Raw genomic sequence first — 15,422 nt, forward strand, 5'->3', positions numbered from 1 at the left:
CCGTGACGGTTCGATGAAAATGGCATTTGTTACAATCTATTACGAAACAGCAGTGTTTTTGCTCAGCCGCATTCGACCGTGACATGCTCCATGCGGGGCAGGGCACGAACCCGCCTGCGTACAGCCGGCCCGTTTGCACCGGGCGCAAGGCTGATGATCGCGGCGTGGGCATGGGGACCGATGCGCCAAACATGGAGGTCGCGAATGGTCGCGCCTTCCGCCTCCGCCTCGCGCCGGACTGTGGCCATCAGCGCGGGTTCGGCGGTGTCGAGCAGGATGGCGGCAGTGTCCTTCATCAGGCCCCAGGCCCAGCGCGCGATCACCACCGCACCCAGCAGGCCGACCGCCGGATCCATCCACCACCAGCCCAGATAACGCCCGGCCAGGAGGGCGCCGATGGCGAGCACCGATGTCAGTGCATCGGTCAGCACATGGACATAGGCGGCGCGGAGGTTGTTGTCGGTGTGGCCATGTTTGTGGTCATGGTCGTCATGATCGTGCCCATGGCCGTGATCATGGCTATGGTCATGGCCCAGCAGCAGCGCGCTGACGATGTTGATGACCAGCCCGACGACCGCGACCAGGGTGGCCTCGCCAAAGGCGACATGGATCGGCTGAAAGAAGCGCAGCCCCGATTCGACCGCGATAAAGAGGGCAGTCACGCCCAGCAGCAGGGCGGAGGCGAAGCCCGACAGGTCGCCGACCTTGCCGGTACCGAAAGTGTAGCGCGGATTGCGGGCATGGCGTTTGGCATAGCCATAGGCCGCCGCCGCTACCGCCAGCGCGCCGGCATGGGTCGCCATGTGAAAGCCGTCGGCCAGCAAGGCCATCGAACCGGTCAGCCAGCCGAAGACGATCTCCACCACCATCGTCGCGGCGGTGAGCCACACGACCCACAGCGTCCGCTTCGCATTCTTGTCATGCCCGGCGCTCAGGTAGATATGGTCGAAATAGTGGCTTTCCTCCGGATCGCCCGAGACGGCGGCGGGAACATGGGCATGATCATGATGATCATGGCCATGATGGTGATGTCCATGTCCCGAATGGCTGTGATCGTCGTGCATCGTCATTTCCCGTAACGGCGGATCAGCGCCAGCATTTCCTCGGTCGCGGCCGCGCGAGCCTCGTCGGTCAGGCCGGGGCGGGCAACATGTTCGCGCATATGCTGCTCGATCAGTTCCTCCATCAGGCTGCCGATCGCGCCGCGCACGGATGCTACCAGCTGGAGCGTTTCCGAACAGCCTGCATCGCCGGTCAGTTGACGCTCGACGGCGGCGACCTGTCCCGCGATCCGGCGCACCCGCGCCAGTAATTTGTCTCGATCCGCAATAATGTGCATAGGGTACCCCCCTATACTATATTTGGATTGCCGCCAAGGGTGGATCGATGGGTGCGAACTGGCCTAACAGGGGTCATGGCGAACGAATGGGACTGCGACCTGGCAATCATCGGCGGTGGGCTGGCAGGAGGGCTGATTGCACTGGCCTTTGCGGCGCTGCGGCCGGAGGTGCGGCTGCTGCTGATCGAACAGGGCGCGCAGCCGGGCGGCAATCATGTCTGGTCCTTCTTCGACGGCGATGTCGCGCCGAAGGATCGGTGGCTGGTGGACCCGCTCATCGTGCATCGCTGGCCGCATGGGCATGACGTGCGCTTCCCCGGTTTTCAGCGCCGTCTGGAGACGCCCTATAACAGCGTTGAGACTGTCCAGTTCGCTGTCCATCTTTCGCGCGCGCTGGGCGACCGGCTGCTGACCGATGCCGAGGTGACATTATTGTCGCCGACCAGCGTCACCCTGGCTGACGGCCGGACGATCCGCGCCCGCGCGGTGATCGACGCGCGGGGCGCAGGCGACCTGTCGGCGTTGCGCTGCGGCTGGCAGAAATTTGTCGGCCATGCGTTGCGTTGCGACGCGCCGCATGGGATCGAGCGGCCAGTCATCATGGACGCCACCGTTGCGCAGCATGACGGCTATCGCTTCGTCTATCTGCTGCCCTGGGACGATCGGACGATCTTTGTCGAAGATACCTATTACAGCAATGGGCCGGATCTGGACGTGCCCGCGATCGAGGCGCGGATCACCGACTATGCGCGGGCGAAGGGCTGGCGCGGGGAGGTGGTCCATCGCGAGCAGGGTGTGCTGCCCGTGGTCCATGGCGGTGACTTTGATCGCTACTGGCCAAACGACGATCCGGTGGCGCGGGCGGGCGTCAGGGCGGGGTTGTTCCAGCCGATGACCGGCTACTCTTTGCCCGACGCGGTCCGATTCGCGCTCTGGCTCGCTGACCAGCCGCTGGAAGGGCTGCCGGCCGCGACCCGCGCCCAGGCTCGGGCGCATTGGCAAAGGGGCGGCTATTATCGGCTGCTCGGCAGGATGCTGTTCGGCGCGGCCCGCCCCGACCAGCGATGGCGCATTTTCTCGCGTTTCTATCAGCTTTCGCCCGCGTTGATCCAGCGTTTCTACGCGGGGCGTTCCACCATGGCGGACCGCATCCGCATCTTGTGCGGAAAGCCCCCCGTGCCCATAAGGGATGCCATGCGAACATTGTGGAACCCGCCCGCCTGATGAACAGGACTGCGATCGTCATTGGTGCGGGCTTTGGCGGCCTGGCGCTTGCCATCCGCCTGCAATCGGCCGGAATCGCCACCACTTTGGTCGAGGCGCGCGACCGGCCCGGTGGCCGCGCCTATATGTGGGAAAGGGACGGCTTCACCTTCGACGCCGGTCCGACCGTCATCACCGATCCGGATTGCCTCGCCGAACTGTGGCGGCTGTCGGGGCACGACATGGCGCAGGATATCGGCCTGGTGCCGGTGTCGCCCTTTTACCGGCTCAACTGGCGCGACGGCACCAATTTCGACTATTCGAACAACGAAGCCGCGCTGCGGGCGGAGATCGCCAAGCTCGATCCGAACGACGTCGCTGGTTATGAGCGGTTCTGCGACTATGCCGCCGGCGTCTATGAGGAGGGCTATCGCAAGCTTGGCTCGGTCGCCTTCCTCGACTTCGCATCGATGATAAAGGCGGCGCCGTCGCTCGCAAAATATCAGGCCTGGCGGTCGGTTTATTCGGTCGTGTCTTCCCATGTGAAGAATGAAAAGCTGCGGGAGGCCTTGTCCTTCCACACGCTGCTGGTCGGCGGCAACCCGATGAAGACCAGCGCCATCTATGCCCTCATTCACAAACTGGAAAAGGATGGCGGCGTCTGGTTCGCGAAAGGCGGCACCAACCGGCTGGTGCAGGCGATGGCGACCCATTTCGAGCGGCTGGGCGGCACGCTGCGGCTGGGCGACGCCGTCACGCGGATCGAAACCTATGGCGACAAGGCAACGGCGGTCCATACCGTGTCGGGCTGGCGCGGGGAGGCGGATGCGATCGCCACCAATGCCGACCTGATGCACAGCTATCGCGACCTGCTGGGCCATCATCCCCGTGGGCAGAGGCAGGCGGACAGCCTGAGCCAGAAGCGCTGGTCGCCCAGCCTGTTCGTGCTGCATTTCGGCATCAAGGGCAGCTGGCCGGGTATCCCGCATCACATGATCCTGTTCGGGCCGCGCTATGAAGGGCTGCTGACCGATATCTACGATCATGGCGTGCTGCCGCAGGATTTCTCGCTCTACCTGCACCACCCTACCGTCACCGATCCGTCGATGGCGCCGGAGGGGCATTCGACTTTCTACGCGCTCGCCCCGGTGCCGCACATGGGCAAGCTGCCGATCGACTGGGACCAGTTCGGTCATGCCTATGCCGAGCGCATTCTGGACGAGATCCAGCATCGGCTGATCCCCGACATCCGATCGCGCATCGTCACTCGCTTCCATTATGCGCCGAGCGATTTCGGCCGCGACTTGAATGCCCATATGGGCAGCGCCTTCAGTCTGGAGCCGCTGCTGACCCAGAGTGCCTGGTTCCGCGCCCATAATCGCGACGATGTCATTCCCAATCTTTATCTGGTAGGGGCCGGCACCCATCCCGGCGCGGGGATCCCTGGCGTGGTGGGCAGCGCCAAGGCGACCGCGGCGCTGATGTTGCAGGATTTGGGCTGAAGATCATGAAGAGACTGGCAGTATATTGCGGATCGGCGACGCCGGCCGACCTCACCTATATCGACGCGGCGCGCCATGTCGGGCGGACGCTGGCGGAGCGCGGCATCGGCGTCGTCTATGGCGGCGGGCGGCTGGGCCTGATGGGCGCGGTCGCTGATGCAGCGCTGGAGGCCGGCGGCGAGGTGATCGGCGTGATTCCCGAGGCGCTGGTCGGCGCCGAAGTCGCGCATCGTGGCTGCACCGAATTGCACGTCGTGCAGACGATGCACCAGCGCAAGCAGCTCTTCACCGATCTGTCGGACGGCTTCGTCACCATTCCCGGCGGCGTCGGCACGATGGACGAATTGTGGGAAGCGATCAGCTGGGCGCAGCTGGGCTATCATAGCAAGCCGGTCGGGCTGTTGAATGTCGCGGGTTTCTACGACCAACTGATCGGCTTCAATCGGCAGATGGTGGAGGTCGGGTTCATCCGTCCCCAGCACGCCGGTATCCTGATCCATGCCGACAGCATCGAAGCGCTGCTCGACGACATGGCTGCCTATCAGCCGCACGAGACGATCTTCGCGATGAAGGCGGCGCGGCTGTAACCCTATTATGAAAAATCCGTTCGCTTCTAGCGAAGTCGATAAGCGTCATACGCAGGTTTCTCGACTTCATCCGCGTCGCGGATGAAATTTATCCTGAGCGCCTGCTGCAAGCAGGCAGTCGAAGGGCTCGAAACGAACGGAGGTTGGGTGACATTCGGGGCGGGGCAGGGCATGTCCCTGATATGCCCTCCGATCCTTTAGACCGCCCCACCCTCGTCGCCCATGCCCGCGACAGCATCGCGCGCGGCTCCAAATCCTTCGCCATGGCCTCGAAGCTGTTCGATCGCGTGACCCGCGAGCGGGCATGGCTACTGTATGCCTGGTGCCGCAAGTGCGACGATATCGCCGACGGGCAGGATCATGGCGGCGCGATGACCAGCGTCGCCGACGCGCAGGCGCGGCTGTCGATGATGCGAGTGCTGACCGATAAGGCGCTGCGCGGCGAGCCGACCGGCGATCCGGCGTTCGACGGGTTCGGCGTCGTGATGCGCGAATGTGCCATCCCCGCGCGCTACGCCGATGATCTGATCGAGGGCTTCGCGCTCGACGCGCGCGACTGGCGGCCCCGCAGCGAGGGGGACATGCTGCGCTATTGCTATCATGTCGCGGGCGCGGTCGGTTGCATGATGGCGGTGCTGATGGGCGTCGACCCGGAGGATGAGGCGACGCTCGACCGCGCCTGCGACCTTGGCCTCGCTTTTCAGCTCGCCAATATCGCCCGGGACATCAGCGAGGATGAAGCGGCGGATCGCTGCTATCTGCCCGAAGAATGGCTGGTCGAAATGGATATCCCGCCCGGCGAGCATATGAAGCCCTGGGTTCGGCCTCGCCTCGCCATTCTTGCCCGACGCCTGGCCGACATGGCGGCTGCCTATGAGCAGAGCGCGCGCCACGGCACCGGCGCGCTGCCGGCGCGCGCGGCCTGGGCGGTGCTGGCGGCGGCCGGCATCTATGGAGACATCGTTCGCGAAGTCGCCCGCCGGGGCGAGCATGCCTGGGACCATCGCGTGGTGACGCCCAAGCGCGAGAAGCTGGGATGGGTTGCGCGGTCGGCGTTTCAGGTGCCGGGACGTGGCCGCCGCTGGAAGGCTGCTGTGCCGCGTCTTGACAGCCTCTGGACCCGGCCTGCCTGACATAAAGAGGGCCGGTACTTTCGTACCGGCATGGCTCAACAAAAAGAGGGCCGATGCTTTCGCATCGGCCCAAGGCATGTTCGCAGGAGGAACATCGGAAGGCGGGGCGGCGGAACAAGCCGCCCGGCCAATGCAGTGAAGACTTACGGGTTGTAGGCGCGCTCGCCATGCTCGCCGAGGTCGAGGCCTTCATATTCGACCTCCTGGCTGACCCGCAGGCCGGTGACGGCCTTGGCGATGAAGATGGCGATGACGGTGCCGATCGAGGCCCAGACGATGGTTGTCAGGACGGCTTCGATCTGCACGACCAGCTTGGCGGCCATGTCATAATCTTCCGCGCCGGGACCACCGAAGGCGGGCGAGTAGACGATGGCGGTGCCGATGGCGCCGATCATGCCGCCGATGCCGTGGATGCCGAAGGCGTCCAGCGAGTCGTCATAACCGAGCTTCGGCTTGAGGACGGTGACGGCATAGAAGCAGACGATCGAAGCGACGGCGCCCAGGATGATCGCACCGAACGGACCGGAGTTGCCGGCGGCCGGGGTGACGGCGACGAGGCCCGCGATGATGCCAGAGCAGAAGCCCAGAGCCGAACCCTTGTGACCGTTGATACGCTCGGCAAGCATCCAGAACAGGCCGCCCGAAGCCGTGGCGACGAAGGTGTTGATCATGGCAAGCGCGGCCGAGCCATTGGCTTCCAGCGCCGAGCCGGCATTGAAGCCGAACCAGCCGGCCCACAGCAGGCCAGTGCCAACACCGGTCAGCGTCAGGCTGTGCGGCGGCATAGGCTCCTTGGGATAGCCGATGCGCTTGCCCAGGATCAGCGCGGCAACCAGTGCCGAAACGCCGGCATTGATGTGCACCACGGTGCCGCCGGCGAAGTCGAGGGCGCCGGCCTTGAAGAACAGGCCACTCGCTGCCCATACCATATGGGCGATCGGGAAATAGACGATCGTCAGCCAGATGGCGGCGAACACCATCACAGCCGAGAATTTGATGCGCTCGACCACCGAGCCCAGCACCAGCGCGACGGTGATCGCGGCAAAGGTCATCTGGAAGCAGATGAAGACATATTCAGGGATTTCGACGCCGGCGGTGAAGGTCGCGGCCTGCGAGGCCGGGGTGACGCCCTTCAGGAAGGCCTTGTCGAAAGTCGAGACGAAGTTGCTAAGGCCGCTGGTGTAATCGGGGCCGAAGGCCATCGAATAGCCATACATCACCCAGATCAGCATCGCGAGGCAGGCGGCGGCGCCGATCTGCGTCATGACCGACAACATGTTCTTGGTGCGGACAAGCCCGCCGTAGAAGAGGGCGAGGCCGGGGAGAATCATCAGAAAGACGAGGACGGTCGAGGTCATCATCCAGGCGACGTCGCCCTTGTCGACCGTGGCCGCGGGCGCCGCAGCGTCCTGCGCCCAGGCGGGCAGGGCGGCGAAGAGCGACAGGGCCGCTGCCCCCGCCACGCCGCCGAGTTTCTTGGAAAATGTCATTATTTCCCCCTTCTTACAGCGCGGTTTCGCCGGTTTCGCCGGTGCGGATGCGCACGGCCTGACCGACATCGAGGACGAAGATCTTGCCATCGCCGATGGCGCCCGAATTGGCTGCCGCCTGGGTCGCTTCCACGACGCGCGGGGCGAGGTCGTCGTCGCAGACAACCTCGATCTTGATCTTCGGAACCATGTTGGTCGAATATTCGGCGCCGCGGTAGATTTCGGTCTGCCCCTTCTGACGACCAAAGCCCTTCACTTCGCTGACCGTCATACCGGCGATGCCGAGCGAGGAGAGTGCCTCGCGGACATCGTCAAGCTTGAACGGCTTGATGATAGCCATGACAAGTTTCATGTCGCCCCCTGTTACTGGTGTGCGAAAACATACTCAGCAAGAGGCGTGCCAAATCATCAAAATCACGATGGCGGGGGTTTTGGTCGCGATGCTCTATGGTGCAGCGCCAAAAAAATGGGCAGGATCGTTGTACTGCCTAAAAATTAAGCAGAAAGCCCTACCAGTAAGCGCCTGCCGCTGCCGCTTCGGCTTCCTTGGGTAGCGTCGTGCGGCCAAGCGCGGCGTTGCGGTGCGGGAAACGACCGAAACGGGCGATGGTGGCGTAATGTTCACGCGCAAAGTCGAGCGATTGCTGATCGCCCGCGCCCTCGAACAAGCTAAGAGACAGTTGCTGGTCCTCCAGCGCCTCGCTGTGCTGGAACGGCATATAGAAGAAGAGGCGGCCGGCCCCGCCAATCTGGATGTCATAGCCCAGGGCGATGGCCCCGCGCGCCACTTCCCGCGCCAATATGTCGGTCGCGAAGGCCTGGGCGGCACCGCGGAACATGTTGCGCGGCATCTGGTCGAACAATAGCACAGCAGCAAGCGCATCGTCGGCGCGGTCTAGGAAAATCTGGGGTGGAAGCGCCTGTTTCTCCGCCCAGAGCGTCGCGAACCGGGCGGTGCATTGCTGGTCGAGCGCGGGATCATGAGCCCACCACCCCGTTTCGCCCACCTGGTTGAACCAGAAATCGAGCAACGCGGCCGCCCAGTCGGCGGTCACGGCATCATGGCTGTCGGTCAGCATGTTCATCCTCCCTTAATCAACGGAGGAGAGACGCGGTTCCGCCATTCATGCCATTGAAAGCTCAGGTCGCCGTACCGCCTACCGTCAGTCCTTCCAGCAGTAGAGTGGGCTGGCCGACGCCGGCGGGCACGCTTTGCCCGCCCTTGCCGCACATGCCGATGCCTTCGTCCAGCGCCCAGTCGCTGCCGATGCCGACCACCTTGGTCAGTGCCGTCGGGCCGTCGCCGATCAGCGTCGCGCCCTTGATCGGATCGCCGAGCTTGCCATTCTCGACCTTGTAGGCCTCGGTGCAGGAAAAGACGAACTTGCCGGACACGATGTCTACCTGCCCGCCGCCGAAGCTTTTGGCGAAGATGCCGGCCTTCATACGGCCAAGAAGTTCTTCGGGATCATCCTGCCCGCCCTTGATGAAAGTATTGGTCATGCGCGGCATCGGCGCATGGGCATAGCTTTCGCGGCGGCCATTGCCGGTGGGCGCAACGCCCATCAGCCGGGCGTTCAGGCGATCCTGCATATACCCCTTGAGAATGCCGTCCTCGATCAGGATATTTTCCTGCGTCGGCGTGCCTTCATCATCGATCGAGAGCGAGCCGCGACGATCCATGATGGCGCCATCATCGACGACGGTGACGCCGGGCGCGGCGACGCGCTCGCCGATGCGGCCGGAAAAGGCGCTGGTGCCCTTGCGGTTGAAATCGCCTTCGAGACCGTGGCCGATCGCCTCATGGACCAGCACGCCGGGCCAGCCGGGGCCGAGCAGCACGGTCATCTCGCCGGCGGGCGCAGCGACTGAGCGCATGTTGACGCGGGCCTGGGCCAGCGCCTCGTCGATGGCGCGGTTCCAGATCTTGGCGTCCATCACCTGATCGTAGAGATAACGGCCGCCAATGCCGAACACGCCGGTTTCGCGACGGCCATTTTCCTCCAGGATGATGGAGACGTTGAGGCGCACCAGAGGGCGGATGTCGGTCGCGGTGAAGCCGTCGGGCCGGACGATCTCGACCACCGACCAGCTGCCGGCGAGACTGACCGATACCTGGGCGACGCGCGGGTCGCGGGCGCGGGCGGCGGCGTCGATTTCGGCGCAGAGCGTCACCTTCTCGGCGAAGGGCACGATCTCCAGCGGATTGGCGTCGGTGTAGAGATGGCGGTTGGTGCGCTGGGGCGGCGGCGCGGGCTGGCCCTTGGCCGGATCGAGCAGGGTCAGCGTCTGCGCCGCCTTGCGGATCGCCGCCTCGCTGATGTCGTTGGCATGGGCGAAGCCGGTCATCTCGCCCGCCACGCCGCGCAGGCCGAAGCCGGCATCGGTCGAATAGTCGGCGGTCTTGAGGCGACCATCGTCGAAGCCGAAGCTCTCGCTCGCGCGGTACTGGAGATAAAGCTCGCCATCATCGCAGGCGGCGAGCGCCTCGGCGGTCAGGCGGCGCGCGCCGTCGGGATCGAGCAGGCCCGGACGGTAGAGCAGGCCGCGGGCATCGGTGAACAGGGGAGCGAGTTCGGTCATGCCGTCCGATATAGGGGCGGCACGACCCAAGCCCAATGGAAAATTTAGAGGCTTTTTAGAGGCTGGCGCCCGAAGCGATGTCGGGCTTGGCCGCGGCGTCGGCATTGTCCGCCACGCCACCGATCAGCACGAAACGACGATCGCAATAGCCGCAGTCGACATAGCCATGCTCGTCAATCTCCAGAAAGACGCGGGGATGGCCGAGGGCGGCGGGAATGTCCCCCGAACCGTCGCAGGAGACGCGGGACTTGGAGACTCGGATGATTTCAGGCGGCTGGATCATGGAAAGCGGCGTTAGCAGCGGTGCGGTTGCGCTGCAATATGCGCCGTCACATCAGGGGCAGGGTCGGGCGACGACAGGGGCTGTCGCCGGGCGATGCGACATGGCTGGCTGCCGAAAACCGCTCGGGGCAGTCCCTCATCGCCATCACCGCAAAGGGCGACAGCATCAGCAGGAGCGGTATGATCGTTCCGCCAAGAAAGGCTGCGACTGGCATGCAGTAACAGTGCTGCATCCATGCTTGCTGCAGGATGAATGTTTCGGTTGCGAAGTGGTGTGTCGGGGAGTTTTGCCAGAGGTCATCCGATCGGCATCCCTCGCTGTCACTCGGGAGTTTTGCCGGAAAATGTCCCCCGGACATTTTCTGATCGGCAAAACTGGTGGGCGATGACGGGCTCGAACCGCCGACATTCTCGGTGTAAACGAGACGCTCTACCAACTGAGCTAATCGCCCCCGTTCGGGAAGCGCCTATCTAGGCGAAAAAGCGCGGCGGTCAAGCACATGCTTCAGGCATTGAGAAAACGGCGGCTGGCGCCGAACCAGCGCATCAGCGATTCTGCGGTTTCCTGCGCCAGTCCGATGAAGATGCGGCGACCGTCATGCGGATCTGCCTGTCGTTCGACCAGTCCTTTTTCGGTCAAAGTGCGGATCCAGCGCAGCGCGGTGGTCGGCGGCACGGCGGCGGCGATGCAGAGGCTGGAGACGGAGACGCGCTCCTGCTCCAGCCGGGCGGCGAGCAGGTCGAGCAGCATGTCCCAGGCCGGATCGGCGAACAGGTCGCCGGGCAGGAAGTCGGCGCGGATGCGGCGCGCCCGGAGCATGTCGCGGACCTGTTGCGGCGATACGGAAGGGGTTTCGGCAGCGCGGGCCGGGGCGCTGACCGGCGCAAGCACGGGCATGCCGATATAGTCGGCGGCGCGGTCGGAAATGCGCGGCGCTAGCTCGAAAGAAGGGGCGGCGGAAAGCCGATTGCGCTGGGTCAGCGCTTCGATCGTGCGGGCGAGGCGGCCGACCTCCTCGCTCAATTGCTGGAGACGGACCCCTTCGCGATCCATTTCATGGACGCGGCCGCTGATCGGGCGGTGTTCGCCCGCAGCGACGAGGGCCGCCGCCAGTTCGGTCCGGTCGGGATCGCAGAGCAATTGCGTGTGTGCGCTGCGGACGCAGGCAAAGGCCAGTTCGACCGTCTCCCACCCGGCGACGAGGATAACCGCCATGCCGGTCTGGATCGCCTGGGTTTCGACCTGCACCAGCAGCCGTTCGAGCGTCGGCGTAAGCGAAGGGCAGAAGAGCAGCAGCGTATCGCACTGGGTCTGCCGGTCGAGGCGGTCGGCGGCTTCGGAGAGACCGATCGCACCCAACAGCCGCAGGCCGGCAGCATCCGCTACCGGGGCTAATTCATCCTGATCGATCCAGTCTGCGACGACCAGTAGGCCCGCGCGCTCGTCACGCGCCGCGATCGGCTTGTCATGGCCCTGAATAGGGAGCGAATAGGAAAAATCTTCCGTCATGGTCCGAATCCTGTTCTAGCTTCGTTCTGGAGAATAAAGCAAGAACGGATTGGGTCTGCCCTAGCCTGCGCCGTTACGGACCAAAGCCGGGAGAAGGTGCCGGAAAAAGGGTGCTCCGATCGGTCTGGTTCGGTCCGTTATGCCTCCGGCCTGGCACCAATATGGTTTGTAGCCGGAGGAAATTTCCGTTCCTATGTCAGCGAATGAGGACTGATCCGTTTCGGATATTATCCTCAAACCCCCGTCGCGCGGGCGAAATCGATATAGAGATCGCGCAGCCGTGTCGCGACCGGGCCGGGGGTGCCGTCGCCGATGGGCTGGCCGTCGATCTTCACCACCGACAGGCAGAAGGTCGAGGCGCTGGTGATGAAGGCTTCCTTGGCGGCGAGCGCTTCGTCCACGGTGAAGGCGCGGCGGATGACGGCAAGGCCGCTCTCCTCCGCCAGCGCGGTCAGCGCCGAACCGGTGCAGCCCGCCAGCACCGATTGGCTATAGGGGCGGGTGATGATGCCTTCGTCGGTGACGATGAAGGCGGTGGAGGACGCGCCTTCGGTTACGACGCCGCCCTCTTCTGTCATCCACGCTTCCTGCGCGCCGGCGTCCTTGGCGCCCTGCTTGGCCATGGCCTGGGCGAGCAGGCCGACGCTCTTGATGTCGCGGCGCGCCCAGCGCAGGTCGGGCATGGTCGCCACGGCGATGCCGGTTTTCGCGGCGGGCACGTCGACGAAGCTTTTCACCTGCACGAACATGAAGAGGGTCGGTTGCAGCCCGGCCGGGGCGATGAAGTCGCGGGTCGTGTCGGCGCCGCGGGTGATCTGGAGATAGACCAGACCCTGGGCGAGGTCGTTGCGGGCGACCAGTTCCTTCTGCGCGGCCTCGATCTGCGCCAGCGTCAGCGGCAGAGCGATGCCGATCGCGGCGGTGGAGCGCTCCAGCCGGGCGAGATGGCTGGCGCTGTCGACCAGCTTGCCGTCGATCACGGCGGCGACTTCATAGATGCCGTCGGCGAAGAGGAAGCCGCGATCGAGTGGGGAGATGCGGACTTCGTCCAGCGGCAGGTAGCTGCCGTTCAGATAGGCGACGGACATGGGGCGGAGCGATCCTTAGCGATGGTTTCGGGCGCTGCTTTTGCCGTTCGGGCGGGCGGGGTCAAGCGGGGCGCAGGGTGATAGGCGACGCAATTTTGGGAATAGGAGGTCATGGTGGGTCACTGCGCCGAAGTTCACAGTGTCGCAGGGAATTTTTGGGGCGCGTTGGGGAGCGATGTCGGCGGAAATGCGTGGGTGATGCGCGCACAGCGCGCCTGTAACGCGCCGCCCGCGCGCCGCTTGGGTCACTATTGCGCGTCTGTGACGCGTCACTTGGGACACGCCGACGCGCCAGTGACGCGCCTCCAGGGTCACGGCTGTTCTGGCGGAGCGCGAGGGGGCGGCTGGGTCATCCCTGAGGGTAGATCAGAGAAAATCCAACATTGGAAGTTTCATATGCCGGGATCAGGAGTGGTGGAGAGGGGCTTGCAAGTTTCGACCATTCTTGGTCGCTTGACCCGACGAGGAATGATCCTCAAACTGGACGCTGCCGATTTGGCGTCACGAGACAGCACTTATGGCCCGTTCCTATTCGATTGCGTTAGCGGCGTTATGGCTAGTTACTGGGTGCTCTCAAGCCGATAAAACATATGCCATTGGATGCTCATCGCCGCCTAGCCATTGGGCAGGAAGGCGCATTGCTCATCTTCGTGCAGTCCAACCTATATATGTCCGCGCGGACGGCTCAGCCCTTTGGAATGAGCGTGTCGTATCAGATGACACGCTCAAACTGTATTTATCCAAAGCCAGCGCCATGGATTCGGAGCCGCAAATTGTGCTTTCTGTTGCGCCTGCCGCTGCTTGCGAAAGAGTCGATACGGTGCGTTCAATCATGAATGGATCATCGCTTTGTAACGGCCCCCGTTCGCTTTGCAGCGAAGGTTCAGATTGGAAGCATTGGCCCGAAGACGCCGGGGCATGATGTCCGCTTTGCCAACCCAAGAAATTAAAAGCAGACAGTCCGCTTCCCACCCCTTTTCGTCATTCCCACGAAGGCGGGAACCCATCTCCTGACCTTGCGTCTAGCGCCACGCCCGGGAGATGGATCCCTGCCTCCGCGGGGATGACGATGTAAAGAAGCCGTTCCCCTTCCATCCGAAACGACCATTTTCGTCGGGGCCGGCCTGCAACGCTCGCCCCCGCCTACGCCGCCTTGCCCTTGAGCGCCTTCTGCCGCCGCCTCTGCACCGACGAGCCTATGCCCATGGCTTCGCGATATTTGGCGACGGTGCGGCGGGCTATGTCCATGCCCTTGGCGCGGAGCAGGTCGACCAGCGTGTCGTCGGACAGGATCGCGTGCGGGTCTTCGGCGCCGATCAGCGCCTTGATGTGGCTTTTCACCGCCTCGGCCGAGACGGCGCCGTCGCCGCCCGCCGCCGCCACGCCGCTGGTGAAGAAATATTTGAGTTCGTAGAGGCCGCGCGGGCAGGACAGATATTTGTTGGAGGTGACGCGGCTGACGGTGGATTCATGCATGCCGATGGCGTCGGCCACGGCTTTCAATGTCAGCGGTTTCAGATGCGCCACGCCCTGCTGGAAGAAGGCCTCCTGCTGGCGGAGAATTTCGCTCGCCACCTTGATGATCGTCTTCTGCCGCTGGTCCAGCGCCTTCACCAGCCAGTTGGCGCTGGCGAGGCAATCCGCGAGCCAGGCCTTGCTGTTCCTGTTCTGCTTGCCCGTAGAAAGTTCGACATAATAGCTGCGGTTGATGAGGACGCGGGGCAGGGTGGCGCTGTTGATCTCGATCGCCCAGCCTTCGCGGGTGGCGCGCACGAACAGGTCGGGCGTCACCGGCGCGGCGCGATCATGCGCGAACCGGAGGCCGGGCTTGGGATCATAGCCGCGCAGTTCGGCGATCATGTCGGCCATATCCTCCTCATCCACGCCGCAGATGCGGCGCAGCTGCGGCAGGGCGCCCTTGGCCAGCAGGTCGAGATTGGCGAGCAGCCGCGCCATGCAGGGATCGTGGCGGTCGGCTTCCTTCGCCTGAAGCGCGAGGCATTCGGACAGCGAGCGGGCGCCGACGCCGGTGGGGTCGAATGTGTGGATGACGCCCAGCACCCGCTCCACGTCGAACAGGGCGATGTCGAGGGCGTGCGCGGTCGCCAGCAGGTTCGCCTCCAGATAGCCGGCCTCGTCGATCTGGCCGATAAGCTGGCCCGCGACGATCAGGTCCATGCCCGACAGGGCGGCGCGGGCCTGATCCATCAGATGTTCCTGCAGGCTGATGTCGGGCGCGGCGAAACTGTCGAAGTCGGGGGCTTCGTCGGCATAGCCGCCGGACGCCAGGTCCATGCCGCCGCCAGTGCCCATGGCGGACGCCCTGTTGTCATCCAGGCGATCGCCGGGGCCATCGTCGATGAAGGTGTCGGCGCCATGATCGACGTCGAGCGGGCTGTCCGCGCCACCCAGGCCCTGCGCAATCAGTTCGTCGCTGGCGCCGGTTTCGGCGGCGAGGGTGGGGCGCTCCTCCGTCCGGTCGATGCCGTCGGGGGCGGGTTGTGTGTCGGTTGCTCCGGTTTCGAGCAGCGGATTCTTTTCCAGTTCGCCCGCGACGAAGGCCTCTATCTCCAGATTGGAGAGGGTTAGCAGCTTGATCGCCTGCTGGAGCTGGGGCGTCATCACCAGAGACTGGCTCTGGCGTATGTCGAGGCGCGGCCCGAGCGCCATTATCGCCCGCTCCGATCAGAAAGAAGGGCGCGCGC

General features: G+C 64.3%; 15 protein-coding genes and 1 tRNA gene. 4 read left to right on the top strand and 12 right to left on the bottom strand.

Translation table 11 applies throughout. The annotated features are described in order from the left end of the window. Nucleotides 1–62: 62 nt before the first annotated feature. Nucleotides 63–1,070 carry a CDF family Co(II)/Ni(II) efflux transporter DmeF gene (gene dmeF, locus DM806_RS15200; protein WP_179044016.1) on the bottom strand — a complete coding sequence of 336 codons (1,008 nt, stop codon included), beginning with the start codon at nucleotides 1,068–1,070 and terminating at the stop codon, nucleotides 63–65. Next, a complete protein-coding gene (locus DM806_RS15205) occupies nucleotides 1,067–1,339 on the bottom strand; it encodes a metal/formaldehyde-sensitive transcriptional repressor (RefSeq protein WP_179044017.1) in 273 nt (90 codons plus the stop codon). Before DM806_RS15205 ends, dmeF begins: the two co-directional genes overlap by 4 nt. A 75-nt stretch (nucleotides 1,340–1,414) precedes the next feature. Here DM806_RS15205 and crtY point away from each other — a divergent pair, with 75 nt between their 5' ends. The 4 genes from crtY to DM806_RS15225 all read left to right on the top strand — a co-directional run bounded on the left by crtY (nucleotide 1,415) and on the right by DM806_RS15225 (nucleotide 5,764). Then, complete coding sequence (crtY, locus tag DM806_RS15210) at nucleotides 1,415–2,563, top strand: lycopene beta-cyclase CrtY (protein WP_179044018.1); 1,149 nt, start codon at nucleotides 1,415–1,417, stop codon at nucleotides 2,561–2,563. Then, on the top strand, nucleotides 2,563–4,044 hold the full coding sequence (locus DM806_RS15215; RefSeq protein WP_179044019.1) for a phytoene desaturase: 1,482 nt from the start codon (nucleotides 2,563–2,565) through the stop codon (nucleotides 4,042–4,044). The genes crtY and DM806_RS15215 overlap by 1 nt, the downstream gene beginning before the upstream one ends. 5 nt (nucleotides 4,045–4,049) lie before the next feature. Next, nucleotides 4,050–4,631 (top strand): LOG family protein, encoded by a 582-nt coding sequence (locus DM806_RS15220; protein WP_179044020.1) that lies wholly within the window; start codon nucleotides 4,050–4,052, stop codon nucleotides 4,629–4,631. 182 nt (nucleotides 4,632–4,813) lie between these two features. After that, nucleotides 4,814–5,764, top strand: coding sequence for a phytoene/squalene synthase family protein (locus tag DM806_RS15225; RefSeq protein WP_179044021.1), 951 nt, complete (start codon nucleotides 4,814–4,816; stop codon nucleotides 5,762–5,764). Nucleotides 5,765–5,907: 143 nt separating this feature from the next. Here the strand turns inward: DM806_RS15225 and DM806_RS15230 are convergent, their stop codons facing one another. The 10 genes from DM806_RS15230 to rpoN form a co-directional block, all read right to left on the bottom strand. After that, nucleotides 5,908–7,254, bottom strand: coding sequence for an ammonium transporter (locus DM806_RS15230; RefSeq protein WP_179044022.1), 1,347 nt, complete (start codon nucleotides 7,252–7,254; stop codon nucleotides 5,908–5,910). A 13-nt stretch (nucleotides 7,255–7,267) separates the two neighbouring features. Continuing rightward, the gene (locus tag DM806_RS15235; protein WP_004209785.1) at nucleotides 7,268–7,606 is read right to left on the bottom strand and encodes a P-II family nitrogen regulator; all 339 of its coding nucleotides are present in this window, start codon (nucleotides 7,604–7,606) and stop codon (nucleotides 7,268–7,270) included. A 157-nt stretch (nucleotides 7,607–7,763) separates the two neighbouring features. Further along, nucleotides 7,764–8,339: a DUF924 family protein gene (locus DM806_RS15240; protein WP_179044023.1), complete on the bottom strand. Its 576-nt coding sequence runs from the start codon at nucleotides 8,337–8,339 to the stop codon at nucleotides 7,764–7,766. 55 nt (nucleotides 8,340–8,394) lie between these two features. After that, nucleotides 8,395–9,837, bottom strand: a complete 1,443-nt coding sequence (gene tldD, locus DM806_RS15245; protein WP_179044024.1) for a metalloprotease TldD — start codon at nucleotides 9,835–9,837, stop codon at nucleotides 8,395–8,397. 55 nt (nucleotides 9,838–9,892) lie between these two features. Then, entirely contained in the window at nucleotides 9,893–10,120 is a 228-nt protein-coding gene (locus tag DM806_RS15250) for a zinc-finger domain-containing protein (RefSeq protein ID WP_179044025.1), read from the bottom strand. A 46-nt stretch (nucleotides 10,121–10,166) separates the two neighbouring features. Further along, nucleotides 10,167–10,334 (bottom strand): hypothetical protein, encoded by a 168-nt coding sequence (locus tag DM806_RS15255; protein WP_179044026.1) that lies wholly within the window; start codon nucleotides 10,332–10,334, stop codon nucleotides 10,167–10,169. Nucleotides 10,335–10,495: 161 nt separating this feature from the next. Next, nucleotides 10,496–10,571, bottom strand: a tRNA-Val gene (locus DM806_RS15260). Between the two features lie 53 nt (nucleotides 10,572–10,624). Continuing rightward, complete coding sequence (locus DM806_RS15265) at nucleotides 10,625–11,629, bottom strand: winged helix DNA-binding protein (protein WP_179044027.1); 1,005 nt, start codon at nucleotides 11,627–11,629, stop codon at nucleotides 10,625–10,627. A 233-nt stretch (nucleotides 11,630–11,862) separates the two neighbouring features. Beyond that, complete coding sequence (locus tag DM806_RS15270; RefSeq protein WP_179044028.1) at nucleotides 11,863–12,717, bottom strand: D-amino-acid transaminase; 855 nt, start codon at nucleotides 12,715–12,717, stop codon at nucleotides 11,863–11,865. 1,143 nt (nucleotides 12,718–13,860) lie between these two features. Beyond that, nucleotides 13,861–15,387: an RNA polymerase factor sigma-54 gene (rpoN, locus tag DM806_RS15275; RefSeq protein WP_179044029.1), complete on the bottom strand. Its 1,527-nt coding sequence runs from the start codon at nucleotides 15,385–15,387 to the stop codon at nucleotides 13,861–13,863. Between the last annotated feature and the right edge of the window lie 35 nt (nucleotides 15,388–15,422).

This window comes from Sphingobium lactosutens (assembly GCF_013393185.1).
GTDB classification, from domain to species: Bacteria; Pseudomonadota; Alphaproteobacteria; order Sphingomonadales; family Sphingomonadaceae; genus Sphingobium; species Sphingobium lactosutens_A.

Coding starts and splice junctions, on each gene's coding strand:
- DM806_RS15265 (WP_179044027.1), bottom strand. CDS start 11,629: ATGACGGAAGATTTTTCCTATTCGCTCCCTATTCAGGGCCATGACAAG.
- DM806_RS15215 (WP_179044019.1), top strand. CDS start 2,563: ATGAACAGGACTGCGATCGTCATTGGTGCGGGCTTTGGCGGCCTGGCG.
- DM806_RS15220 (WP_179044020.1), top strand. CDS start 4,050: ATGAAGAGACTGGCAGTATATTGCGGATCGGCGACGCCGGCCGACCTC.
- DM806_RS15240 (WP_179044023.1), bottom strand. CDS start 8,339: ATGAACATGCTGACCGACAGCCATGATGCCGTGACCGCCGACTGGGCG.
- DM806_RS15235 (WP_004209785.1), bottom strand. CDS start 7,606: ATGAAACTTGTCATGGCTATCATCAAGCCGTTCAAGCTTGACGATGTC.
- tldD (WP_179044024.1), bottom strand. CDS start 9,837: ATGACCGAACTCGCTCCCCTGTTCACCGATGCCCGCGGCCTGCTCTAC.
- crtY (WP_179044018.1), top strand. CDS start 1,415: ATGGCGAACGAATGGGACTGCGACCTGGCAATCATCGGCGGTGGGCTG.
- rpoN (WP_179044029.1), bottom strand. CDS start 15,387: ATGGCGCTCGGGCCGCGCCTCGACATACGCCAGAGCCAGTCTCTGGTG.
- dmeF (WP_179044016.1), bottom strand. CDS start 1,070: ATGACGATGCACGACGATCACAGCCATTCGGGACATGGACATCACCAT.
- DM806_RS15255 (WP_179044026.1), bottom strand. CDS start 10,334: ATGCCAGTCGCAGCCTTTCTTGGCGGAACGATCATACCGCTCCTGCTG.
- DM806_RS15230 (WP_179044022.1), bottom strand. CDS start 7,254: ATGACATTTTCCAAGAAACTCGGCGGCGTGGCGGGGGCAGCGGCCCTG.
- DM806_RS15225 (WP_179044021.1), top strand. CDS start 4,814: ATGCCCTCCGATCCTTTAGACCGCCCCACCCTCGTCGCCCATGCCCGC.
- DM806_RS15270 (WP_179044028.1), bottom strand. CDS start 12,717: ATGTCCGTCGCCTATCTGAACGGCAGCTACCTGCCGCTGGACGAAGTC.
- DM806_RS15205 (WP_179044017.1), bottom strand. CDS start 1,339: ATGCACATTATTGCGGATCGAGACAAATTACTGGCGCGGGTGCGCCGG.
- DM806_RS15250 (WP_179044025.1), bottom strand. CDS start 10,120: ATGATCCAGCCGCCTGAAATCATCCGAGTCTCCAAGTCCCGCGTCTCC.